Annotated in this window: 18 protein-coding genes; all 18 read right to left on the bottom strand. The window is 60.8% G+C overall.

Annotated elements, in window-relative coordinates:
- Positions 1 to 147 precede the first annotated feature (147 nt).
- Positions 148 to 414, bottom strand: a complete 267-nt coding sequence (locus tag J2Y39_RS02790) for a hypothetical protein (RefSeq protein WP_252877687.1) — start codon at positions 412 to 414, stop codon at positions 148 to 150.
- Positions 411 to 1,700 carry a 6-hydroxymethylpterin diphosphokinase MptE-like protein gene (locus tag J2Y39_RS02785; protein WP_310214951.1) on the bottom strand — a complete coding sequence of 430 codons (1,290 nt, stop codon included), beginning with the start codon at positions 1,698 to 1,700 and terminating at the stop codon, positions 411 to 413. The genes J2Y39_RS02790 and J2Y39_RS02785 overlap by 4 nt, the downstream gene beginning before the upstream one ends.
- Positions 1,701 to 1,786: 86 nt before the next feature.
- The gene (locus tag J2Y39_RS02780; RefSeq protein ID WP_016771093.1) at positions 1,787 to 2,713 is read right to left on the bottom strand and encodes a ketoacyl-ACP synthase III; all 927 of its coding nucleotides are present in this window, start codon (positions 2,711 to 2,713) and stop codon (positions 1,787 to 1,789) included.
- A 227-nt stretch (positions 2,714 to 2,940) separates the two neighbouring features.
- A complete protein-coding gene (pseI, locus tag J2Y39_RS02775) occupies positions 2,941 to 3,993 on the bottom strand; it encodes a pseudaminic acid synthase (protein WP_056783787.1) in 1,053 nt (350 codons plus the stop codon).
- Positions 3,986 to 5,491 (bottom strand): UDP-2,4-diacetamido-2,4,6-trideoxy-beta-L-altropyranose hydrolase, encoded by a 1,506-nt coding sequence (gene pseG / locus J2Y39_RS02770; protein ID WP_310214949.1) that lies wholly within the window; start codon positions 5,489 to 5,491, stop codon positions 3,986 to 3,988. The genes pseI and pseG overlap by 8 nt, the downstream gene beginning before the upstream one ends.
- Positions 5,488 to 6,183 (bottom strand): pseudaminic acid cytidylyltransferase, encoded by a 696-nt coding sequence (gene pseF, locus J2Y39_RS02765; RefSeq protein ID WP_056783782.1) that lies wholly within the window; start codon positions 6,181 to 6,183, stop codon positions 5,488 to 5,490. The genes pseG and pseF overlap by 4 nt, the downstream gene beginning before the upstream one ends.
- Positions 6,184 to 6,189: 6 nt before the next feature.
- Positions 6,190 to 7,353, bottom strand: coding sequence for a UDP-4-amino-4,6-dideoxy-N-acetyl-beta-L-altrosamine transaminase (gene pseC / locus J2Y39_RS02760; RefSeq protein ID WP_310214946.1), 1,164 nt, complete (start codon positions 7,351 to 7,353; stop codon positions 6,190 to 6,192).
- Complete coding sequence (gene pseB / locus J2Y39_RS02755; protein WP_041479004.1) at positions 7,350 to 8,351, bottom strand: UDP-N-acetylglucosamine 4,6-dehydratase (inverting); 1,002 nt, start codon at positions 8,349 to 8,351, stop codon at positions 7,350 to 7,352. Before pseB ends, pseC begins: the two co-directional genes overlap by 4 nt.
- A 28-nt stretch (positions 8,352 to 8,379) precedes the next feature.
- A complete protein-coding gene (locus J2Y39_RS02750; RefSeq protein ID WP_310214943.1) occupies positions 8,380 to 11,292 on the bottom strand; it encodes a TIGR00180 family glycosyltransferase in 2,913 nt (970 codons plus the stop codon).
- A 55-nt stretch (positions 11,293 to 11,347) separates the two neighbouring features.
- Complete coding sequence (locus J2Y39_RS02745) at positions 11,348 to 12,085, bottom strand: cephalosporin hydroxylase family protein (RefSeq protein WP_038860482.1); 738 nt, start codon at positions 12,083 to 12,085, stop codon at positions 11,348 to 11,350.
- Between the two features lie 17 nt (positions 12,086 to 12,102).
- Positions 12,103 to 13,173 (bottom strand): class I SAM-dependent methyltransferase, encoded by a 1,071-nt coding sequence (locus J2Y39_RS02740; RefSeq protein WP_310214940.1) that lies wholly within the window; start codon positions 13,171 to 13,173, stop codon positions 12,103 to 12,105.
- Positions 13,170 to 14,021 (bottom strand): NAD(P)-dependent oxidoreductase, encoded by an 852-nt coding sequence (locus J2Y39_RS02735; protein WP_150636639.1) that lies wholly within the window; start codon positions 14,019 to 14,021, stop codon positions 13,170 to 13,172. The genes J2Y39_RS02740 and J2Y39_RS02735 overlap by 4 nt, the downstream gene beginning before the upstream one ends.
- Positions 14,018 to 15,244, bottom strand: a complete 1,227-nt coding sequence (locus tag J2Y39_RS02730) for a class I SAM-dependent methyltransferase (RefSeq protein ID WP_310214936.1) — start codon at positions 15,242 to 15,244, stop codon at positions 14,018 to 14,020. The genes J2Y39_RS02735 and J2Y39_RS02730 overlap by 4 nt, the downstream gene beginning before the upstream one ends.
- Positions 15,241 to 15,801 (bottom strand): dTDP-4-dehydrorhamnose 3,5-epimerase, encoded by a 561-nt coding sequence (locus tag J2Y39_RS02725; RefSeq protein ID WP_310214933.1) that lies wholly within the window; start codon positions 15,799 to 15,801, stop codon positions 15,241 to 15,243. The genes J2Y39_RS02730 and J2Y39_RS02725 overlap by 4 nt, the downstream gene beginning before the upstream one ends.
- On the bottom strand, positions 15,798 to 16,880 hold the full coding sequence (gene rfbG, locus J2Y39_RS02720) for a CDP-glucose 4,6-dehydratase (RefSeq protein WP_310214931.1): 1,083 nt from the start codon (positions 16,878 to 16,880) through the stop codon (positions 15,798 to 15,800). Before rfbG ends, J2Y39_RS02725 begins: the two co-directional genes overlap by 4 nt.
- Positions 16,862 to 17,635 (bottom strand): glucose-1-phosphate cytidylyltransferase, encoded by a 774-nt coding sequence (gene rfbF / locus J2Y39_RS02715; RefSeq protein WP_041478997.1) that lies wholly within the window; start codon positions 17,633 to 17,635, stop codon positions 16,862 to 16,864. Before rfbF ends, rfbG begins: the two co-directional genes overlap by 19 nt.
- Before the next feature lie 849 nt (positions 17,636 to 18,484).
- Entirely contained in the window at positions 18,485 to 22,078 is a 3,594-nt protein-coding gene (locus tag J2Y39_RS02710; RefSeq protein WP_310214928.1) for a glycosyltransferase, read from the bottom strand.
- A gap of 109 nt (positions 22,079 to 22,187) precedes the next feature.
- Positions 22,188 to 23,756 carry a flagellar hook-associated protein 3 gene (locus J2Y39_RS02705; protein ID WP_150636629.1) on the bottom strand — a complete coding sequence of 523 codons (1,569 nt, stop codon included), beginning with the start codon at positions 23,754 to 23,756 and terminating at the stop codon, positions 22,188 to 22,190.
- Between the last annotated feature and the right edge of the window lie 5 nt (positions 23,757 to 23,761).

The raw sequence follows: 23,761 nt of genomic DNA, 5'->3' as shown, positions 1-23,761 counted from the left end.
CAGGTTGCTTGAGGGCTTTTTGAAAAAATTTTGCCATCACCACGCCACCCCCGAGAAAACAAAGACTTAGCAGCACATCCAGCGCGAAAAAATGACGTCATAAAACCGCCTGTAACGCAAAGCCGCGGGCCAGCGCAGCGCAGCGGTTCAGCGCCTGGCACTTTCCAGCAATTCGACCAGTTCGTATTCCATATAGTCAGCCAGGCCCAACCAGTCCTGGCGCTCCTGACAGTCGAGCATTTGCGTGAGCACCTGTGCCCAGTCCTGCTGCACCTTCTCCGAGGCAGACGCCAGGCATAGTTGAGCCTGTTCGAATACATCGACCATCGTCAACGCCGCCTCGACATCACGCCCCAGGCGAAACAAAGCCGCGCACTGGCGGCACTGATGCTGACTCTGGTTCAGCGCACTCATTGCACGAACTCCGGATTGAAAGCGGTCCCGGCAATCGATGCACCGGCGCGGCTGCTGTTGAGAAACTCGACCTGCGGATGCGCAGCGATATAACGCTCAAGCACACATAGATAGCCGCGAAAATTCAGCTGAGTGCTGACGCGCTGACCATGACCATCGCGCACCCAGTGCCGCGCCTGGGCCAGCGGCGGGCCCAGATCGCCGTCGTCCCAACCGGCGTGGGTCTTGTTCATCGGGAAGGCGAAGTCGGCGCCAAACAGAGTGATTCGGCTCGCGCCCATTTTTACCGCGAGATCCACCGCCGGATGGATCACGCTACCGCCCACGTGCAGCTCACCACGTGGATACTGTTCTCGCAGGTCGCTGTAGATCGGGCTGGCCGAATAGCCGCCATAACGCTTGCCCTTCCATGCCTTCAATACATGCGGATCGCTCATCGGCAAGTACACCAGCGCAATGTTCTCGGACGCCTCGCACGGCAGATGCCGAAAGCCGATGCGCTGATCGATGCTCACCACCAGATCAGGCTCGATGCCGTGCTCACGCAATGGCCGATAGGCCGTATCAACGCAGATGAACAACGGCCGCTCAGCAAGCTGACGGATCGCCGCCAGACGTTCGAAATGCTGCTCCAGTGTCGGCCCGGTGGCGATCACGTAGATTTCACGTCCAGCGCAACTGCCGAACAGCTGCGCGACATCGTTATCGCCAAGCAGCACCGGCAGACATTCCTGCAAGCGTTGCTGGATTTCTGGCGACTGCGGATCGAAATCGCGATTGTTGAATGTCAGGTGTACTTCATTGATCAGCCGGTCGCGGATCTTCGCGTTGAAGTCATCGGCCAATAACATCTCGGCCGGCAGGGCAAAGAACGGGGTGAAAAAGTCCGGGTGATCACCCGCGTAAAACAGTTCGACCCGGGGATCCTGCAGCCACTGGCGCTGATCGAGCAGTTGCAGTACCAGCGCGAACAGCGCGCCGTTGAGAATGTGCACGTACAGACGCTCCAGCCCTGCGCGCTCAAGCAGCACACCGGGCAAATCGCCGAGGCCAGTGCCATAGACGTGAACATGCGGTTTTTCCGGCAGGCTCGCCGCCTGGATTTGCGCCTCATGCAGACGATCATGGCGACTGGTGAGCTGAATGCCATCGACGCTCAGCGTCGAGCCCAGTCCTTGCACGAGTTCGGCCTGCACGGACGCGCTGTCTTCAGCCATCAATCGCTCAAACAGCGCCGGCCAGCGCCGTTGCAACACCTCGGCATTGGCTTGGAAAAACTCGCTCATGGCGCCTCGCGCTCCTTCTCGGGCAAAAAAATAGCGTTCAAGGTTACCCTTGAACGCTATTTTTGTATCAGTGGTTTTTCTGCAGTTTACGGACGATAGATGATCGCCGAGCCCCACGACAGACCGACACCAAAACCGCTCAGCGCAACGCGCTGCCAGTCGGAATCGAGCACGTGTTTTTCCAGCAGTAGCGGAATGCTCGACGACACGGTGTTGCCGGTTTCGACCATGTCCTTGATGAACTTCTCCGGTTCGCCTTCAAAGCGTCGCGCCACGGCGTCGACAATCGCCGCGCTGCCCTGGTGAATGCAGAATGCGTCGATGTCATCAGCCTTGAGATTGGAATCGTCGAGCAACTCGTGCAAGTGCGCCGGCACTTTCAGCAGAGCGAAGTTGAACACCTGACGACCATTCATGAAGAACACGCCGTTGCTGACTTTCAAATGCGGTGCGCCGGAACCGTCGGTGCCGAACTTGGCCTTGCCCAGCGCCCAGGTCGGGTTTTCGCCCATCCAGGTGGCGGTGGCGGCATCGCCAAACAGCATGGTGGTGTTGCGGTCTTCCGGGTCAACGATTTTCGAATACGGGTCAGCGGTGATCAGCAGGCCGTTCTTCAGACCGGCGGCTTCCATGAAGCCCTTGATCGCGTAGATGCCGTATACATAACCGGAGCAGCCCAACGAGATATCGAACGCTGCGACATTGGTCGGCAGGCCGAGCTTGTCCTGGACGATTGCCGCTGTGTGCGGCAGGCCTTCTTCATCACCGTTCTGGGTGACGACAATCAACGCGTCGATCGATTCACGCTTCAGTTCAGGGTTGCTGGCAAACAGCGCATTGGCCGCTTCCACGCACAGGTCAGAAGTTTCCTGCTCAGCGTCTTTGCGCGGCAGGAACGCCGAACCGATCTTGCCCAGGATGAATTCTTCATCCTTCTCGAATTTTGCACCTTGTGCGTAATTGTCCACGCCGGCTACAGGAACGTAGCTCGCAATGCTTTTTATGCCAATCATTACGGCTTCCCAATAAAAAACAGCCCAAAACCACCGCTCGCAAGGATTCGAGGGGCGCCGACAAACAGAAAACGGCCGCCACAACGGGCAGCCACGGGAAGCGCAAAGGGCTATCACTGGAACCGCAAAACGGGCCAGGCGCCATCTCCCCGGTCAATACAATACAGTGAAGATGCGCGTTATGACTCGCAGGTCACGCTATTTTGCCGAATCGATGGCAGATTGGCCTATTCGACCAGCGACCAGTCCAGCGGCGTACCGCGCTTGATCGCGGTGCGCGCGCGGCGTCCGAGGACGGCTTCGGTGTGCTTGGGCGGCAGACCGAGACCGGGACGAATGGCGCGCAGATTGTCCCCGGTAAAGGCTTCACCGGCAGCCATGTCAGCGGTGACATACAGCGAACGGCGATAGACCAGCGACTTGCGCTCGGCCTCGGTGACGCCGTAATGCACCTGGCCCATGGCCTGCCAGGCTCGTTCGGTCTCGACCACCAGACTGGCCAGCTCCGCAGGCTCCAGGGAGAAACTCGCGTCCACGCCACCGGCCGAACGATCAAGGGTGAAGTGTTTTTCCACCACCGTCGCTCCCAGCGCCACCGCCGCCACCGACACGCCAACGCCCATCGAGTGGTCCGACAGTCCGACCTCGCATCCAAACAACTCACGCAGATGCGGGATCGTGCGCACATTGCTGTTGAGCGGCGTGGCCGGATAGGTGCTGGTGCACTTGAGCAACACCAGATCCTTGCAGCCGGCCTCCCGCGCGGCACGCACGGTTTCATCCAGTTCGGCGATGCTGGCCATGCCGGTGGAGATGATCAGCGGTTTGCCGGTCGCTGCCACTCGACGGATCAACGGCAGATCGGTGTTTTCAAAACTGGCAATCTTGTACGCTGGCACCTCGAGGCCTTCGAGAAAATCCACCGCGCTGTCATCGAACGGCGTCGAGAACGCGAGCATTCCCAACTCTTTGGCCCGAGCAAAAATCGGCGCGTGCCACTCCCACGGTGTATGGGCTTTTTCGTAGAGATCGTAGAGCGACGTGCCGGCCCACAGACTGCCCGGATCCTTGATGAAGAATTCGCCTTCAGCCAAATCCAGGGTCATGGTTTCGGCGGTGTAGGTTTGCAGCTTCAAGGCATGCGCCCCGGCCTTGGCTGCCGCCTCGACGATTTGCAAAGCGACGTCGAGAGACTGGTTATGGTTGCCGCTCATCTCGGCAATGATGAACGGCGGCGCATCGGCACCGATGGTGTGGTGGCCAATCTTGAAACTAGACATGCGGGTGATCCTTCAAAACACGGCTGAACGCACAGGTTTCCTGGATGAACCCGGCGTCGCGAAAAACTTTCAATGAGGACTGATTGGCCGGCATGACCCGCGCAGTGATGCGTGTCAATTGCGGCCAGTGCGCAGCGACAAACGCTTCGCCACGGCTGAGCACTGCCCTGCCCCAACCGAGGCCGAAGCGCCCCTCCAGCAGATAAATCGAGACTTCGGCTTCAAACCCGCGCAAGTCGTAACGCAGCACCCCGACCGGGCCGTCGTCCGCCTCGGCAATCAGCAGCAGCCGCTGCGGATTGCGCAGACTCGCCGTCAGCCAGTGCAGATGCTGCGCCCAATCGATAACGCCGGTTTCCAGCGACCAGCGCCGCACTGCTTCGGCATTGCGTCCATCGAACAGCAACTGCGCATCGTCCAGGGTTGCCGGGCGCAGTTTAAGCACTGCCCCGGCCAGCGCCGCCGCCACACGCTCGGCACCGCGCCCGTCGACCAGTTGCCGCGAGCGCTCGGCGAGGCTGCGGCGTAGAAAATGATTGTTCACGACGAAGCCAACCGCATCACGCAACTGCTCGACGCTGACCTGCTCGCGGGCGCCCATGAACACATGCGCACCGGCAGCGGCCATGACTTCGCCGTTGGCCTGCTGATTATTCGCCACGGCGATGCAGATCGTCGGCAAACCCAACGCCGCGCGCTCCCAACTGGTGCCACCGCCGGCGCCGATAAACAGATCGGCCTCAGTCATGCGCTGATGGAAATCGCTGACGAAACTGTGCAGGCGCCAGTTCGGTCGCGTCTCGGCCAACGCTTGCATCTGCGTCCACGCCGGGTTGTCGGCGCCAGCGACGAAGTCCACCTGCAACTCAGTGAAATCAGCCAGCGCCAGCATCGCATGATGAGTCTGCCTCGCCGCGTCGAAACCGCCGAAATTCACCAGCACACGCCGGGCCTTCGGTTTGATCTCGATGGCATCGCAGTTGAATTCTTCGCGCAGCATGGCGTAGCGCGGGCCGAGCAAGGTGCGACAGCCTGGGGGGAGCAGCGGCGCGTAGTTTTCGCTAAGACCGGACAGGTTCTGATTGAGCAGCAGATCGACGCTGTAGCGCCGCGTGGCCAGATCATCCACGGCGGCGATTCGATGCGCCCAGCGCCGGGCGGCGGTTTGCCAGTGATGATCGAGGCCGTAATGGTCGGTGATGATCCAGTCGAACGGTGCCTGCCCGTCCAGCAGCAGGCCCAGTGCATCAATATCGAACTGCCACGGCAACATCGATTCGATAGCCTGCAGCGGGTCTTCGTCACGATAGCGCTCGGGCAGCGCGAAGGTCTCGAAGCCCTCGGCATTCAAGGCTTCGAGTCGATGCCCGGGCAAACGCCGACAGGCGAATGCGACATGACTGCCCTGCCCGCGCAGCACCCGCGCCAAGGTCAGGCAGCGGGCAATGTGGCCGCTGCCGATGGTTGGCGAGGCGTCGGCGCGGATCAGCACTCTCATTGCAGTTCCCCGCCGGCTCTGAGTGCGGCGTACAGATATTCGGCGCGTTGCCAGTCTTCGGGGGTGTCGATGTCCTGGACCAAATGACGCGGCAGGATCACCGGCAGGCTCGCTGGCGAGAACAGCGTCTCGCCACGCAGCCACGCTTCGCTGCGCCCCCAGTAAAATTGCCCGGCATCCTGAAACGCTTCGGGCAGATCCTGCGAACGGGTGGTACGAAATTCGGGGTACATGGACATCAAAGCGCCCTCCTCGTCGAGGGTCAGTGCGCGCTGCACCGGGAAACCGAAACCGCACACCGAAAAGGCAAACGACTTGTGCGGATGCTGCTTGAGCAAATCCAGACCCTGACGCAGATAACGCGCCTGCAACAACGGCGCGGTCGCGTACACGCAGCAGGCGTAATCGAACGTCGGCAATTGCTGCAAGGCATGCACGATCACCGCAGCGGTACCGGTGAAATCATCGGCCAGATCGGCCGGTCGCATGAACGGCACTTCAGCGCCATGTGCTCGTGCGAAGTCGGCGATTTCGTCATCGTCGGTGCTGACCACAACGCTCTCGAACAGCCCTGACTCCAGCGCCGTGCGAATCGAGCGGACGATCATCGGTACGCCGTCGAACGGTTTGAGATTCTTGCGCGGTATGCGCTTGCTGCCACCACGGGCGGGGATGATCGCGACGCAGCTCACGGTGCCTTACTCCTCAAGCAGCAGCCGACGCAGTTGCTCGACCACCTGATCCTGTTGTGCCTCACTGAGCAAAGGGAACAGCGGCAAACTGATCGCTTCGGCGTAATAGCGCTCGGCCTCGGGGAAATCGCCCTCGGCAAAGCCCAGCTCACGATAGTAAGGCTGCAAGTGCACGGGAATGTAGTGCAGATTGACGCCAATGCCAGCGTTGCGCAAACCTTCGAACACCTGACGATGACTGAGGTTGCAGCGCTCGGTCTGCACGCGCACCACATACAGGTGCCACGCCGAATCGGCTTCCGGCTGCGCGCTCGGCAAGGTCAGCGGCAGGTAAGCAAGCAACTGATCGTACCGTGCGGCCAGTTCGCGCCGACGTGCGACAAACTCATCCAGCTTGCGCAGCTGCGACAGACCCAGCGCCGCCTGCAGATCGGTGATCCGATAATTGAAACCCAGCTCGATCTGCTGGTAATACCACGGCCCGTGGCTCGGCTCGGTCATGTGCTCGGGATCGCGGGTCATGCCGTGGCTGCGCAGGCGTTGCAGGCGCTCGGCCAGCGCCGGGCGATTGGTCAGGACCATGCCGCCCTCGGCGCTGGTGATGATTTTCACCGGGTGAAAACTGAACACCGTCATCGCCGCGAAGTCGCCACAACCGACTGGACGCCCGGCGTAGCTGGCGCCCACCGCGTGCGAGGCGTCTTCGATCACGGTGAAGTTGTAGCGCACCGCCAGGTCGGCAATCTTGCGCATATCGCAGCTCTGCCCGGAGAACGCGACGGCGACCAGGACTTTGGGCAGCGTGCCGTCGCGTTCGGCCTGTTCGAGCTTGGCTTCAAGGGCAAAGGCATCGAGGTTCCAGGTCAGCGGATCGATGTCGACGAAATCAATCTCGGCGCCGCAATAGCGCCCGCAATTGGCCGAAGCCAGAAACGTATTGGGCGAAGTCCACAAGCGATCGCCCGGCCCCAGGTCAGCGGCCAGACAAGCAATGTGCAGCGCCGCCGTGGCATTGCACACCGCCACGGCGAAATCCGCCTGACAGCGCGCGGCCATGGCCTGTTCGAAGCGTTCGATGGTCGGCCCCTGGGTCAGCCAGTCCGATTGCAGTACCTCGACCACCGCATCGATGTCCGCCTGATCAAGGCTCTGCCGACCGTAAGGAATCATACCGACAGCTTCGCGTGCAGATCGGCGATCTGCCCCACTGAAAGGAAATGCGGGTTGGTGTCCGAGCGATACTCGAAATCCTCGCCCACCGCACGGCCACGTTCACCGAGTTTATCGACGGCGAAATCGACGTCGACGCTGGTAAAACGAATCGACGGCTGAATCGTGTAGTGATCCTCGAACTCCAGGGTCATGCGCGCATCGTCCAGCGGCACCATCAACTCATGCAGCTTCTCGCCGGGACGGATGCCGACGTTCTTGTGCGGCAGATGTTCAGCCATGCCGCGCGCCAGATCGACGATGCGGATCGACGGGATCTTCGGCACGAACACTTCGCCGCCGTGCATCCGCGCAAAGCTGTCGAGCACGAACTGCACGCCGTGGTCGAGGGTGATCCAGAACCGCGTCATGCGCTCGTCGGTGATCGGCAACTCCTGCGCGCCGTCAGCGATCAGCTTGCTGAAAAACGGCACTACCGAGCCGCGCGAACCGGCGACATTGCCGTAGCGCACTACCGCGAATCGGGTCTGCTGCTCGCCGGCAATGTTGTTGGCGGCGACGAACAATTTGTCCGAAAGCAACTTGGTCGCGCCGTACAGATTGATCGGGCTGGCCGCCTTGTCGGTGGACAGCGCGACGACTTTCTTTACGCCGTTATCGATCGCAGCGGCGATGATGTTTTCCGCGCCGTTGACGTTGGTGCGGATGCATTCGGTCGGGTTGTATTCCGCCGCCGGCACCTGCTTTAGCGCGGCGGCATGCACCACGTAATCGATGCCGCGCATGGCCTGACGCAAGCGGTCGGCGTCACGCACGTCACCGATGAAATAACGCATGCACGGCGCATTGAAGGTCTGCTGCATCTCGTACTGTTTCAGCTCGTCGCGGGAGAACACCACCACACGCTTGGGCTGGTATTGCTCCAGCAAGCGACGGATGAAGTTGCGCCCGAACGAGCCGGTGCCGCCGGAGATGAAGATCGATTTACCATTGAACATTTTTTCAATTCCGTCCCTGTCGCCAGGCTTAAGCGAGCAACTGTGCCCAGTCCAGTGAAGCATTGTCATCGAGCACGAAGCCTTTGCCCTTCAGGCTCAGGTTCGCGTTGTAGGCCTGATCCTGAACGAATGCCGCCGGCCATTTTTCGCGCAGGGCCAGCAGCGCTTGCGGGGCGTCAGGCATACCGCCCTGATGGATGACTTGCACCGCCGGAGTCCATACCGTCAGATAACCGGCCTGCCCGGCGCTCAGGCACAGATCGACATCGCTGAAGCCCTCGGCAAATGTGCTTTCGTCCAGACCGCCGAGCGCCTCGTACAACTCTTTGCGGACCATCAGGCACACGCTCGATACCGCCGAGTAGTTCTGTTCCACCGCCAAGCGGTGCAGGTAACCGTCGGCATCGTGATCTTCACCGACGAAGGGCGAATCGACCCCGCCATTCATGCCCAGGATCAATCCCGCCTGGCTGATCTTGCGATCACGGTCGATCAGTTTTGGCCCGACCACGCCGACCTCCGGACGCAGAGCATGGTTGAGCAAAGAGTCGAGCCAGTTCGGATTGACCACTTCCGCATCGGCGGCGAGCAGCACCAGGTACTCGCCACGCGCCTGACGACTGCCTGCGTTGAATAATCCTGCTGCGCTCAACGTCCGATCAGTACGCAGCACCTGCACTCTGGAGTGCTTGTAAGTCCCGAGCCAGTCATTGATCTCAGCCGTCTGATCCGCAGTGGCGGCGATCAGCACTTCATAGTGATGGTAACGGGTACGCAGCAACACACCTTCAAGGCAACGTTGCAGCACCGCCAGATCGCTGCCCGCCGGAATAATGATCGACACCAGCGGACGATCACTGTGGTGGTAGTCGATCTGGTAAACCCCCGGGATCGCTGACGTCACTTTGCCCTTGTAACCGCGATTGCCCAAATGGCGCAGCAGCGCCAGGCGCTCGTCAGCATTCTCGACCAGCTCTGGTGCCTGGCTGATCAATAGCGGCTCGTCGAGGTGAGCCAGGCTGTTGAGGCCGTGTTCTTCGATAAGACGCAGCAGCACATCAAGTTCCAGTGCCTGACTGAAATCGGCGCGATAGCCGCCGATTTCGACCAGCGCATCGCGCCGTACCAGCCAGTGCCGCGCCATCAGCGTTGGCAGGCTCAGCAGCAGATCAAGGTTGAAGCCCGGCCGGAACACGTCGGTCAGGGCACCGTTTTCCTGACGCTGGATTTCGTCGGTGGATACCGCGCGGCAATCGCCGGCGTTCATCAACTCCAGGCTGGCGCGCAACAATCCGCTGGCAGTGAACTCATCACCGGCTTCAGCCAACAGCAGCCAGTCACACGGCGATTGACGAGCGCTTTGATTGAGCTTGTCGATCAGATTGCCCGCGGTCACTCGGACAAAATGCAGGGTGTTCTGTGCCGTGGTCGCGGCGGGCGCTTCGCCGGTGGTGAACACGACAATGCGGAAGGCCTTGCACTGCCCTTCCAGCAAGCTGTCGAGAGACACCTGAAGCTTGTCGATGTCGTCGTCCAGATCCAGCAGAAAAATGCCGAACTGCGGCCCGCCGCCATTCACCGCCAGATGTTGGCCGATTGCCTCGAGGTGAGCGCCGGGCGCACGTGCGGCCAGCCAGTTGAGCAGGCGACCGGACTGCATCTTGTCCATGACCGCATGATGGTCATCGACGGTCAACGCTTCGAGACGCTCGATCCAGGCCTGCATCGCTTGCGCCTCTTCGGCCTGGCCCATCGAAGTCAGTTGAGCCGCCAGCCGCTTGACCACGGTGCGATTGAACGCATTGAGATCGTGAGCCTGCCACAAACGGTCGAGAACGCTTTCCGGCGTGTCGTTGTTGCGTGCTTGCAGCAAGTGCGCCTGACGGGTCCAGACGCCCTCCAGGCCTTCAAGTTGGATGCGCCCCGCCGGCATGGCGTGCAGCATGAATTCGAACTGCGCCAGGCGGTCGAAAAATGCCTCGTTGTAGAACGGCATTTCCACGTACTGCAAAGGCCCGAAACGACGATCCGGGTACTTGAGCTCCTGATTCCAGGTGGACTGGATGATCAGCTCCGCGGTCAGCGCTCGATTCGATTGCAGGCTGTCGACCATTGCCTCGAAGCTTTGCAGGGCAAGCGCTTTGCCCTGCTCGGCGTCCAGCCCTTTGATCTGGGTTGGCAGCGCGGCAAGGAACTCGGCAAAGGCTTCACGCTCGGCCACCGATTTGGCATCGACGTAGGTCAGCGAGTGATACACCTCGGTGCTGTGTTCGGAGGCACCGTAGTTGATCTCCCGAACCACATAAGGGATCGGCAGAATCCGTGCTTTGGCACTGGCCAGCAGGAAATAGACATGGCCGATTTCCTGCCACTGGAAGCTGGTGCCGGGTGGCAATGCCGAGTGCCAGGTCTTCATCAGATCAGTACGGGTCACCGCATAGAACGGCGGGATGTACTGGCTCATGTAATCGATGACCCGCTCCTGAGCCTGTTCAGAGCAGTAGTCTTCCTGGACCTTTTTGTCGCGGCGGTAGTAGCTGACGCCACCGGCCAGCGTCAGGTACATCAGGCAGTAGCCGTGGCACATGCCGTAATCCGGATTGGCCTGCAGGAAACCCACGGATTCGGCCAATGAATCATGCAGGATGAAGTCGTCATCGGCCGCCAGCACCATGTACGGCGTGGTCAGTTGCTCGACACCATAGGCCAGTTTGGCCTGCATCCCCCAGTACGCGAATTGCGGCACATGATGGTAATCGACGGCGGAAAAATCGCCTTCCGGACGTTCCGGCGAGGAGTCGAGCACCATGATCTTGCAGGGCAAGTCGCTGTAATACTTCACAGCCCGACGCAGGAACGCCGGTCGGTTGTGGGTAATGAGCACCACCGTCAACAGCTCATCGAGCGGTAGCGTCAGTTCAGAACTGTACTTGCCTTGCATAACTTCTCTCCACAACCGGCGACTCGCCGAAACAACTCTGGGTAAATGTTGCGAATTAACGAACGCGACGCAGGTAGCCGTCCGGCGCCACGGTGATCAGCAGTTTGTTCTGCAATTGCTGGTCGATTTCGAAGTCCTGGTTCTCTTCCAGGTACTTCCACACGGCGGTTTTCGGGTTGTCGCCCGGGCCCCATGGACGATCCGGGAAGAAATCGGCCGGCATGTCTTCAACCACGGTGTCCATGACCACGCAATAGCTGTCGACCGACACCAGCGGCGCGTAGAGGCGCAGCTCTTCGAGCACGTGATCGTGGGTGTGATTGGAGTCGAGGACCAGAATGACTTTCTTGCCTTTGGCGGCGGCCTGCACCTGAGCGGCAATGGCCGGGTCGATGCTTGAGCCTTCGATCATCTTGATGCGCTTGGCCATCGGGTGGCTTTCGATGGCTTCACGGTTGTGCGGACGAATGTCGAGGTCGATGCCGAGCACTTCGCCGTGGCCTTGCAGCTCGAGCAGCGAGGCGTAGTAGATGATCGAACCGCCGTGGGCAATGCCGCACTCGATAACCAGGTCCGGCTTGACCTGCCAGATGATCTCCTGCATGGCCATCATGTCTTGCGGCAGCTGGATGATCGGGCGGCCCATCCACGAGAAGTGGTAGCTGTATTTGTGCTTGGCCGATTCGTTGAAGAAATCGCGGGCCAGGCCGGTCAGTTTCGGGTCGTCACCTTGCTGGGCGATCTGCTCGCGGCACTCGGCTTCGAAGGCTTGGTTGATGCTGTTGTCGGTCATGTTGGTCATCTCAAGGGTCACTGAAACGAAGCGCTGTCGACGGCGTGATAGACGTAGCGTCCACCGGTCATCCGCTTGATCTCTTCGAGGTAATTGGAATTCATCACAAACAGGTGCGCGCCTTCCGGCAGCGCATCCATGGCCTCTTGCGGCGAGGACACGCGCGCGCCGCTCAGCGGCAGATAACGCCCCTGCTTGGCCGGGTTGATATCGACTACGCGATCGACCGCAACGCCGGCGCGTTGCAGGTACAGCGAATAGATCACGCCTTTGGACGAGGCACCCCAGATCGCTGAACCCTGCGCAGGCGCCGAGCGGATGATCTGCACAGCGCGGTCGAGACTGGCGCTGAAATCTTCAGGCAGTGTCAGGCGCGGCACCGGTTGTACGGGTATCAGGCGCAACGTCGACAGATCAGCGACGATGTACAGATATTGGCCGCCGAACAGATGCCCGGCCTCGTGCACCGTGCCGAACATCCGGCGCAGGTCATCGAGGCGGAAATAATTGACGTGTTCGTAGAACAGGTCGAACCAGGCCTTGTGCTCGAGGATCCAGTCCAGGCACGGCACTTCGATATAGATCTGCCCGCCCTGATTGGCCTCGGCGATCACGGCCAGAAAGCTCACCGGGTCTTCGATGTGCTCCAGCACATGACGCAGCACAATGGCATCTGCCGCCAGGCCGAGGCCGCGCGTAAACGGCGCCTTGATCACCTCGGGGTTTTCGCCTTCATAAGCCGGGTCGATGCCGGTAATCGAATAGCCAAGGCTTTTGAGCAGCTCGAGAAAGTAGCCCTTGCCGCAGCCGACCTCGATCAGCTCCTGGCCCTTGAAGTGCTTGCCGATGATGCCTTCGACGTCACTTAAATGCTTCTGGAACTGACCGGAGTGCGCCTGCTCGTTCTGATAGTCGGCGTCATAACTGAGCTTGTCGGCATCGAACGCGGCGTTGAAGACCAGACCGCTGCGCTCGTCCTGAACCAGGACCATGTCGGCGCTGGCCGAGGCCCGCGCCGATTCGGCATCGGCGAAAGTGCGGTTCTGCAATACCGGCAGGCCGGTGGCCCGGTACAACTCGTGCCTCATGGCGACTCTCCCAATAACTGTTGCAAACGCTCGGTGACGGCCCAGAACGCCAGCGGTTCGTGGGTCGGATACGGGTAATGGCCGAGGTTCAGAGCCAGGGTTGCGCCACGCTCACGCAAGCGCTGTTCGACCAGCGCACGCACCGACACCGGTTGACCGCTGGCGCAGTTGACCACGCCACCAAAGTCGCGCTGATGGAGGATCGCGGCGAGATGACTCGCGGCGGTTTCAATCGCGAGGAAATCGCGCAACTGCTCACCGGCCGACATGTTGAACGACGCCTCGCCGCTATCGATTGCCCGGTCCAGCGCGGCCAACAGGCTGTTGGGGTTCTGCCCTTCGCCGTGCAGATAGAACAAGCGCGCCCATTGCAGGGTGAACGGTTGCTCCTGCTGCAGATTCTGCAGAAACAGGTGCAGCGTATGTTTGGCCAGACCGTAGGGATTGCTCGGCCGTGGCTCGGTTGACTCGCTGAGCGGACCGCTCTGCATGCCGTATTCGAAGCAGGTGCCGGTCACCAGCACCTGCGACACGCCCGCCTCTATCGCGTTTTTGATAAAGCGGTAATCGGCCATCAGGTTGTGCTCGAAATGAAACAGCGCCCGATAGTTCGGCAACCCCGGCCAGGCCAGATGCGCCAGCGCGTCGATGCCTTCGGTCAGCGCGACGACATTCAGGTCGGCAGCGTGAATGTCTGCCGCGACGAATTCGACGTGGTTGATCCATGGCATGCCCTGCGCGGTTTCTGCGTTGCGCGCCACCGCGCGGACTTCGCAGCCGCGCTCAAGCAATGCAGCAACCAGATGCCGACCGACAAAGCCTGTGGCGCCAGTGACCAGAACTTTCACAGCACTTTCAACTCAGGCACGGCGATGACGAAGCGCCCGTCCCACTGACGCACCTGCGCCAGTTGCTGACTGACTTCGTGCAGCAGGTTCCAGGGCAGCACCAGCACGTAGTCCGGTTGCTCAATGTCGATCTGCGCTGGCGCAACAATCGGGATGCGACTGCCCGGCAAGAACTTGCCCTGTTTGTGCGGGTTGGCATCGGCCACCCAGGACAGCAGATCCGCTTTGACTCCGGCGTAGTTGAGCAAGGTATTGCCCTTGGCCGCCGCGCCGTAACCGACCACACGTTTGCCGTCGGCTTTGGCCTGCAACAAGAAGCGCAGCAGGTCATGTTTGATGCGTTCGGCAGCAGGCGCGAGGGTCGCGTAGTAATCAGGGGTTTTTATCCCGGCAGCGAGTTCGGCCTGCAGTTGTTGCTGAACTGCCGGGAGAACAGCGCGGCGCTGGCCGTCCTTGCGCTGCACGAATACGCGCAGCGAGCCGCCGTGAGTGCTCAACTGGCTGACGTCGAACACTTCCAGGCCATTGCGCTCGCACAGGGTCTGCACGGCGGTCAGCGACAGGTAGGAATAATGTTCGTGATACAGCGTGTCGAACTGCGCGCCAGCCATCAGCGTCAGCAGTTGCGGAAACTCGAAAGTGGCGACGCCGGTCGGCTTGAGCAACGTCGCGAAGCCGGCGAGGAAATCGTTGATGTCCGGCACATGCGCGAGCACGTTGTTGGCCGCCATCAGGTCGGCGTTCCAGCCTTCGTTGCGCAATTGCGTGGCGGTGTCGCGGCCGAAGAACAGCTCGCGAATTTCCAGGCCTTTCTCGCGTGCAGCCTGTGCGGTGCTGCGAGTCGGCTCGACGCCCAGGCATGGGATCCCGCGCGCGGCGACGTATTGCAGCAGGTAACCGTCATTGGCGGCGATCTCGACGACACGACTGTCGGCGTTAAGCCCGAAGCGCTCACTCATCTCGGCGACATAGCGCTCGGCGTGATTGAGCCAAGTGCTGGAGAACGAACTGAAGTAGGCGTACTCGGCATCGAACAGGCTGTCGGCACTGGTGTAATCCTCGGTCTGCACCAGCCAGCATTGCTGGCACACCGCGACTTTGAGCGGCACCCATTGCTCGGCCTGCTCCAGGCGATCGGCGTGCACGTAGGCGTTGGACGGCGGCGAAGTGCCGAGGTCGATCAGCGGCAAATTCAGCGGTGCGGCGCACCCACGGCAATTCATAGACGCACTCCAGCAAAGTGTTGATCGAGCGCAGGATGGCTGGAATCGCGCGCTGACAAATTATTGACAGGCAACGGCCAGGCAATCGCCAGCCGAGGATCGTTCACCGACAAGCCGCCCTCGTGCTCCGGCGCGTAATCGGCGCTGTGCAGATAGAGCAATTCGGCGTCTGCGGTAAGCGTCTGAAAGCCATGAGCGAAACCGGCCGGAATCAACAGGCTGCGGCCATCGCCCGCCTTCAAGTGCTCGGCGTGCCAGTGCAAAAACGTCTCCGAGTCCGGCCGCAGATCCACCGCCACATCCCAGACCTCACCGCGCAGGCACGTGATCAGTTTGGCTTCCGGTGCGTTGGCATTTTGATAATGCAGGCCACGCACACTGCCCTTCTCGCGGGTGCAGGAGTGGTTGATCTGGCGGATATGAAATTCATTGCCGAACGCACTCAGGCTGCCCTCGCAGAACAACCGGGCGAAGTGCCCGCGCTGATCTTCGAAACGTTTGTGCTGAACGCTGAACAGACCGGCCAATGGCAACGCTTTCAGGGAAAACTCGCTCACAGCGCGCCTCGGTACAGATTCAATTGACCCAGAGTTACGGCGCGCATGTCATCGCCGTTCTGCCAGGCCAGATGCCAGTCGAGGGTCTGGGCCAGGCATTGCTGCAAGGTCCAGCGCGCTTGCCAACCCAGCAATTGCCGCGCACGGCTGCTGTCCAGGCGCAGCAGGCCGGCTTCATGCAGTTCGCTTTTTTCGATACGCAAACCAGGTGCCTGCGGCCAGCGGCTGGCGAGCAGCTCGACCACTTCGCCGACGCTGCACATGTCTGCCTCACCCGGGCCGAAGTTCCACGCGCCGGCATATTCCGGGCCGTATTCGTAGAGCGCAGCAGCCAATTGCAGATAACCGGCCAGCGGCTCCAGCGCGTGCTGCCACGGGCGCACCGCTTGCGGGTAACGCAGGGTCACCGGCTCGTCGGCACTCCAGGCTTTGAGCACGTCGGGAATCAGTCGCTCCGGGGCAAAGTCACCGCCGCCCAGCACATTGCCGGCGCGTGCGGTCGCCAGGGCCAAACCATGTTCGGCATGTTTTTCCGCCGGGAAGAACGACGCGGCGTACGACTGCGCGAGCAACTCGCAGCAGGCCTTGCTGCTGCTGTAAGGATCGTGGCCACCGAGGGCTTCGTCTTCGCGGTACGGCCACAGCCATTCCTTGTTGGCGTAGACCTTGTCGGTAGTCACCAGCACACAGGCGCGCACGCCGCCGACCTGACGAATCGCTTCGAGCAGGTTCAGCGTGCCCATGACATTGCTTGAATAGGTGCCGAGCGGATCGCGATAGCCCTCGCGCACCAAGGGCTGCGCCGCCAGATGCAGGACGATCTCCGGTTCGGTCTCGGCGATGATTTCCAGCAAGGCGCCGAGGTCACGCAGATCGCCGCGTTGATCATTGATGCCTTCGTGCACGCGCGCCAGTTCGAACAGGCTCGGCTCGGTCGACGGATCCAGCGAAAAACCGCTGACCTGCGCGCCGAGGCTTTGCAGCCAAAGTGTCAGCCAACTGCCTTTGAATCCAGTGTGTCCGGTGACCAAGACGCGCTTGCCACGCCAGAACTCCGCACTCAGGCCCATTGCTTCCATGGGGCCTCCCCGCTCTGCCACAGCGCTTCGAGATGATTCTTGTCGCGCAGGGTGTCCATCGGATGCCAGAAACCTTCGTGCTCGAAGGCTTTCAGTTGTTCGTCCTGAGCCAGACGGGCCAACGGCTCGGCTTCCCAGGTGGTGCTGTCATCGCTGATGTAGGGCAGCACTTTTGGCGACAGCACGAAGAAACCGCCATTGATCCAGCCACCGTCACCACGAGGTTTTTCAGTGAAACCCAGCACCTGGTCACCTTGCCGTTCAAGCGCGCCGTAACGACCTGGCGGCTGCACCGCAGTGACGGTCGCCAGGCGGCCGTGAGCCTTGTGATAGTCGACCAGCTCAGCAATATTGATGTCGGAAACGCCATCGCCATAGGTGAAGCAGAACGCCTCTTCATCCTTGAGATAACGCGCGGCACGCAACAGGCGGCCACCGGTCATGGTTTCCTCGCCGGTATCGATGAGGGTCACACTCCACGGCTCGCTGTAGTTCTGATGGACGTCCATGCGGTTGTTGCGCATGTCGAAAGTGACGTCGGATGTATGCAGGAAGTAGTTGGCGAAGAAGTCCTTGATCGCGTAGCCCTTGTAGCCCAGGCAAATGACGAAGTCGTGGATCCCGTGGGCGGAATACTGCTTCATGATGTGCCAGAGAATTGGCTTGCCGCCAATCTCGATCATCGGCTTGGGCTTGAGGTGCGACTCTTCACTGATGCGCGTGCCGAGGCCACCCGCCAAAATTACTGCCTTCATCGTCTCCCCTCTCGTACGTCACCGGGCTGCGCACTGCTTTTTTGAGCGTCGCAGGCCTTCTGGCTAAACCTTCTGCCGCTACGGGCGCAGGAGGAAAGACCGCGAGCGCTCGTTTTATGGCGATTTGCGGGGCACTTGCAGGAAACGCGCCAGCTCAGACTCGGGTTTTCGGAGATGGCTGATAGAGGCGTCGGTGGAAGTGGCAACAGAATGACGGACGGGCTGAGGGCGTGGAGGGGCAAGAGATCAAAAGCCAAAGCAAAAGATCGTCCGATCGCAGCCCGAGCCTTCGCCAATTCCAACAGTTGGATCGCGTGCGTCCAGCAAGAAATGGGTCGGCGGTCAGGCCGCCTTCGCGAGCAGGCTCGCTCCCACAAAAGCAAGTGCAAAAGCAAGTGCAAAAGCAAAGCAAAGCAAATCAAATCAAAGCAGCGCAGCTGCCCGCGGCGAAGCCGCCCCACTCAACAATGAGCGCAAGCTCGAGTGATCTTGATCCACCGGCGACGTCGGAAGGCTGAGTGGAGGGATTGATCCGGGCGTGGGAGCGCAGCGACCGTCTGGCGCAGCCAGACACAGCGGAAGGAGGTGCAGCGAAGCAAACCGGAGCCGCTGCGCCCGGATCAGTCCCGCAGCGAAGGAACCCGAGCCTGCGAGGGCCGAACGTAGGAGCAAGCCTTTTGGGTTACCTTTTTGGCGTTTGAAAAAGGTGACCCGCCGTAAGGGCGGAACCGTAATCAGCAACACCCGCAGAAACGGATCTACACCCAAAAACCCCAACAGCCTGGTCGGCCCAAAGGCCGCCAAGGCCCCAAAGAAAAGGCAACCCCAAAAAGCCACCTATATAAACGATCAATCCGCCAGCCAGCCATTCTCCCAATACCGCAGATTGTCACCACGCAACACATAATCGCGCATGACCACCTCGTGCAGCTCGTCACCCATGCGATAACTGGCGTCAGGGTCGGCCAGATGCATGCGAATCGCCTGCAGCCACTCATCAGTGCTGTTGGTCTTCACCCGCGTGCACGGCAGATAGCCCTGATAGGCTTCGGTATCAGTGCAGATGACCGGGTAACCGCAGGCGCCGTATTCCAGCAAACGCAGATTGCTCTTGCAGTCATTGAAAATGTGAAACTCCAGCGGTGCCAGGGCCAGGTCGAGGTTCAGACTGGCCAGCTTGGCCGGATAGACGTCCAGAGGAATCACACCGTGGAACTCGTGCATGTACGGACGCAGGTCATCCGGGCACATGCCAAAGAATACCCAGTCGACTTCGTTGGCCAGCTCACGCACGACATCGGCAATCACCGCCAGATCGCCATGGTGGCTGGTGCCTCCGCCCCAACCCACGCGAGGTTTTTTCGAGGTGCGGCGCTGACCCCGCAAACCGGTCCAGAGGTTTTGCGCGAGCATGTTGGGGACTACGCGAATGTCGTGGTGCATCTCCGACAGCGCATTGGCCAGTGGTTGAGTCGACACCACCACGCGGTCGCACAGGCTGATCGCCTGGCGCACCATCCGTTCCATTTCCTGCTTGCTGGGCATGTTGCGGATATGCGCATTGCGATGCGGAACATCAATCACATAGTCATCCAGCTCGAAGATGCGCCGGGCATGGCAGAACTTTTTCAGCGGCGGGATTTCATCGATCGCGCCCTGGGAATAGCGCCCTTGCAGGACGATGACATCCGGCGACTGACGCTCGATTTCAATGATCGACGGCAAACCGTAACGAATACACCCTTCGGCCCGGTTCGCCGCTTCCAGCTCTATCAGCGGCTGACTCATGCGGTAATGGCCAATGGCTGAGGCATTGATCGGCACAGCGAGTACGTTGGGCAATTGCGGCCTGGAAAAAGCAGTCCACCCAGTACGCAGGCCCGGCTCAAGGCTGAAACTCGTCGCGCCGACGCCCTGCAAGGACAGGTTGACATTGAAGGCCGGATCGCGAGCAATGCGCGGCAGCCAGCGCTTGTAGAAGATCTCCTGCTCGTGCAAATGTTGCTGGCCTTGCTCAGCTGTCGACTCGACAGTCGGGCGCACGCCCTGAGCCAGCAAGGCATAAGGCGTCCACACTACCAGGTAGCCTTCCTGGCCGATGCGCAGGCACAGATCCACCACGTTCAGCGCCTGCTTCAAATCCTCTTCATCAAGCCCTGCCACCGCCTCGAAAACCGCCTTGCGCACCATCAGGCAATCACCGCCGACTGCACTCAGATCGTGGGCGGCCTGCAGCCGGAACATATAACCGTCCGACTGCAGCGACTGTCCATAAAATGGCAACCCGACCGCGCCCTGCATCCCCAGAATCATGCCGGCATGCAGCACATAGCCATCCGGGTTGAACAACTTGGCGCCGACCACGCCGACTTCCGGGCGCTGCGCATGATTGAGCAGTTCGTCCAGCCAGTCGGCGTGGGTAATCACCGCAAAGGTATTGAGCAGCAGCACATATTCGCCACGAGCCTTGGTCACGGCAAAATTGTGCAGGGCAGCCATGTTGTCCGGCTGCGGGTACGTCAGCACGCGGATTCGGTCACCACCCAATTGCGCGATGCCGTCCAGCCATGCTCTGGCCTCAGCAGTTTCGCTGCCGTTGTCGACCAGCAGCAGTTCGTATTCGGCGTAGGCGGTTTTTTCCAGCACGGTCTCGACACACCGCTGCAAGGCAGCGGTCTGATCCCGGGTGACGATGATGATCGACACAAGCGGACGGCGCGCGTGCCGATAGTCGACACGATTGAGCAATTGGCAACTGCCACGGCGGATTTCATGGGCAACGCCAATGCGTTGCAGATGCGCTTCGAGCACACGAGGGTTCTGTTCGATGACGCCTGGCTCGGCCAACCACCGCGACAGATCGAATGGCGACTCCAGCAGAACTTCGGCGACATGCCCGATCACCTGGGTGCCGTCGCTTTCGACCATGCGCCACAGCATGTCGTGAGGAGCCAGTTCGGTGAACGTCGTGTCAAAACCACCCAGCGCCAGAAAGCGTTCGCGCTTGAACGCCAAGGCGCGCCCGACATACGGGTAGCTGCGCATCAGATCAAGGTTGAAATCGGGTTTGAAGGCGGGTTCCACGGACTCACCGTCGCGCAGACCGCCTTCATCGCTGTACACGCAACCGAGCGACGGCGAGTGCGCAATCCGGTCAGCCATGACCAGCAAGGCCGGCACCATCAGCCGGTCACCGGCCTGCAACAGGTAGAACCAGTCGGCGCCCTCCAGTTGGGGCAACAGAGCGTTGATCTGACCCAGCCCGTCACCTTCCAGTGGCATGTGGAACACGCGCCCATCCAGCGTCGCCTCGTTACAGGAAGCGGACAGCACCAGAATCAGTTCAGGCGCATAGTCCTGCCGAGCAAGCGCCTCAAGCGTGCGCTCAACTCCATCGCGACTGCCCTGGGCATCAATGACGATCGGCACTATTCGCGGCTGTTGTGGCCAGGCGGCCAGAGTTTCCGGCAGTAACTTGCGCTGCCCTTCAGTGAGACTGCGGCACTGCAGCCAGTGCGCGTAGAGTTCGGCGAAGCTCCAGCTATCGATGCCGACGCACCACTCCTGGCGACTCTGCTTGGTACCCAGCGTACGGCTCAGGGGCAGCTCTTCCCAGACGCGCGGCATTACGTCAGCCTTGGTCAGCGGGACATAGCGCACCCAACCCGGCGCTGGCGCCGACTCGCCGCTGCGCGCCTTGAGCATTTGCAGAATCCACTCGCGCTCAACCTCGACCGCGTCTTTCATCGGCTGCTGAGCACTCAAGCGCTCCGGATACAGCCGCTCGGCACTGAGCACGGTGTTCGACATCGCCAGATTGCCGCGCCGCAGCAGGCATACGTACAAGGCGAAATCCAGGGTGGCGACAAAGCAGTGGCCGTCCTGAGTCAGCGCCGGCAACAAGTCGACGAGGTCCGAACGACGGAACAAGGCGCTGGAGAAACCGCCCAGCACATTGACCGGAAATTTTTCGAAGATGCCCAGCAGGTCGTCACCCTTGAACAGACCGCTGGCCGGTGACAACGAAGTGTTTTCCAGGCGCGCCGGCAGAATGATGTCGTCGGCGTCCCAGAACAGCCGCTGAGCCAGCACCAGGCTGACTTCCTCACGCAACATCTCGTGCGCCTGCTGCTCGATGCAGGCGGCATAGAGATGGTCGTCGTCACACATGAACTTGACGAATTCACCCTGCGCCTGATCAAGGCACGCCTTGAGATTGCCGACCATGCCCAATGTGCGCGGGTTGCGCACATAGCGCACGGCAACACCCGAGCGCTCGGCCACAGCGCTGACAATCCCTTCGATCTCATGACCACGACTGTCGTCGCAGACAATGATCTCAAGAGGCGCATATGTCTGGCTGACGGCGCTGTTCAATGCCCGCTCGAAAAAGCGCGGATTGAACGCAGGGATGGCAATGCTGACGAGGGGGAGTGAATTCACGGTGGGCTCACAGGCGGTACGAGCCCGCTCGCAAAAACGAGCCCTTGATACCGCAAAAAATCATTAACAGAGGGACGACGTTGGCGGGCGCGCACGCGCCCGCTAACCATCAGATCTTGTTGAACAGACCCAACTGACTGATCTTGCTGAACGCCAGTTGCGCGGCTTGCAGCATGGTCTGTTGCAGCGTCAGACGGGTCATGACTTCAGCCGGATCGGAATCACGAATCGAACCCTGGGTCGTGCTGTTCGCCGTGGTCAGGCTGTCGTTGGTGATGGTCTGCATGTCCAGCGCCTGGCCGCGGGCACCAATGGTGGTCACCGCCGTGCCGATCTGGTTGGAAGCGGCATCGATGTTGCCGAGGCCTGCCTCCATCGCGCCCTGCAATTTCTGCTTGGCAACCGGGTCACCGTCGACTGGCGTATTCAGCGCGGTGATCATCTGGCCCAGGGTGTCGAGCACGTTCTGGGTCTGATGATTGTTCGGCTGGATCGAGAACTGATCACCAGCGGCCGGCGCGCTGCCCAGGGCGAAAGTCACACCGGCAGCGGTGGCGTTACCGCCGGCAACCGTGCCCGAGGAAACCGGCTTGCTGTCGGCCGTCACCGGCGCGGCATACAGATCGAAATCGGTGGCGCTGGTGAACTTGAGCACTGCGCCGCCCTGCGGGAACGCTGCGGTGTAGGCTGCCTGATCGGTGATGGTCGAACCGGTGATCACGCTGGTCGACGGGTTACCCGGATTACGCGTGGTGGTGAACGAGTCCGGCGAGGCCGACAGCTGAAAACTGTGCCCTGCGATAACGGCGTCCGGATTGGTATCGCCGGCCTTCAGGTTGACGTTCAGCTTGAGGTCGACGCCACGGAAGCTGACAGTCTGGTTGGCGCCGGTGCTGTTGCTGATCAGGCCATTCTGGCTGGCCTCGGCAGTCACATCGTTACCCAAGGCATCGGTGATTTTCAGCTGGGTGCTGCTGACGAAATCGATGGTATACGGCTGCCCGGCGGTGAACTTGGCGTCGTAGGTGGCGGCAGTGCCGACGGTGCCGTTGGACAGCACGACACGGCCGTCATCCACAGCTGGCGCAGTCATTTTGGTGTTGGTGCGGCCGGTGTTGATGGTCTGCTGGAACGCGTCCCAACCGGTGGTGTTGGTACCCACGGTCATGCCGTCGCCGATGCCCAGATCGATGGTGGTCTGGTCGCCGTTGTAGCTGAACGTGCCGTCAGAATTCTTCGAATACGGCGCGGTATCGGTTTTCGAACCGGAGAACAGGTAGTTGCCGTTGGCATCCTTGGCGTTCATCAGGCCCAGCACTTGCTGCTGGATCTCACCCAGTTCCGAGGCGTACGCCTGGCGATCCTTGTCGGTGATGGTGCCGTTGTTCGCGGCCAGGGCCAGCTCTTTGGCTCGCGCCAACGCCGTGGTGATCGAATCCAGAGTGGACTCCTGCACGGTCAAGGCGCTTTTGGTGGTGTTGACGTTGGTCTTGTACTGATCGAGCATCGCCGCCTGCTGGCCCAATTGCAGCAAGCGCCCGGCACCGATCGGATCATCGGCGGCGGTGTTGATGCGTTGCAGGCTGCTCGCCTCGCTCGCGGTGGCGACAGCCTTGTTGAAGTTACGCTGATAATCCGAAGCTTGCGTTCCGTAATACTGGGCGGTGGAAATGCGCATGAATT

This window comes from Pseudomonas sp. 2957 (assembly GCF_031456345.1).
Classification (GTDB): domain Bacteria; phylum Pseudomonadota; class Gammaproteobacteria; order Pseudomonadales; family Pseudomonadaceae; genus Aquipseudomonas; species Aquipseudomonas siliginis.
The sequence above is the reverse complement of the archived record's forward strand: the minus strand, read 5'-3'. Positions and strand labels throughout refer to the sequence as shown.

Bases quoted from the DNA above. Each gene is read 5' to 3' on its own strand.
- J2Y39_RS02790 (WP_252877687.1), bottom strand. From the start codon at position 414: ATGAGTGCGCTGAACCAGAGTCAGCATCAGTGCCGCCAGTGCGCGGCT.
- J2Y39_RS02785 (WP_310214951.1), bottom strand. From the start codon at position 1,700: ATGAGCGAGTTTTTCCAAGCCAATGCCGAGGTGTTGCAACGGCGCTGG.
- J2Y39_RS02780 (WP_016771093.1), bottom strand. From the start codon at position 2,713: ATGATTGGCATAAAAAGCATTGCGAGCTACGTTCCTGTAGCCGGCGTG.
- pseI (WP_056783787.1), bottom strand. From the start codon at position 3,993: ATGTCTAGTTTCAAGATTGGCCACCACACCATCGGTGCCGATGCGCCG.
- pseG (WP_310214949.1), bottom strand. From the start codon at position 5,491: ATGAGAGTGCTGATCCGCGCCGACGCCTCGCCAACCATCGGCAGCGGC.
- pseC (WP_310214946.1), bottom strand. From the start codon at position 7,353: ATGATTCCTTACGGTCGGCAGAGCCTTGATCAGGCGGACATCGATGCG.
- pseB (WP_041479004.1), bottom strand. From the start codon at position 8,351: ATGTTCAATGGTAAATCGATCTTCATCTCCGGCGGCACCGGCTCGTTC.
- J2Y39_RS02750 (WP_310214943.1), bottom strand. From the start codon at position 11,292: ATGCAAGGCAAGTACAGTTCTGAACTGACGCTACCGCTCGATGAGCTG.
- J2Y39_RS02745 (WP_038860482.1), bottom strand. From the start codon at position 12,085: ATGACCGACAACAGCATCAACCAAGCCTTCGAAGCCGAGTGCCGCGAG.
- J2Y39_RS02740 (WP_310214940.1), bottom strand. From the start codon at position 13,173: ATGAGGCACGAGTTGTACCGGGCCACCGGCCTGCCGGTATTGCAGAAC.
- J2Y39_RS02730 (WP_310214936.1), bottom strand. From the start codon at position 15,244: ATGAATTGCCGTGGGTGCGCCGCACCGCTGAATTTGCCGCTGATCGAC.
- rfbG (WP_310214931.1), bottom strand. From the start codon at position 16,880: ATGGAAGCAATGGGCCTGAGTGCGGAGTTCTGGCGTGGCAAGCGCGTC.
- rfbF (WP_041478997.1), bottom strand. From the start codon at position 17,635: ATGAAGGCAGTAATTTTGGCGGGTGGCCTCGGCACGCGCATCAGTGAA.
- J2Y39_RS02705 (WP_150636629.1), bottom strand. From the start codon at position 23,756: ATGCGCATTTCCACCGCCCAGTATTACGGAACGCAAGCTTCGGATTAT.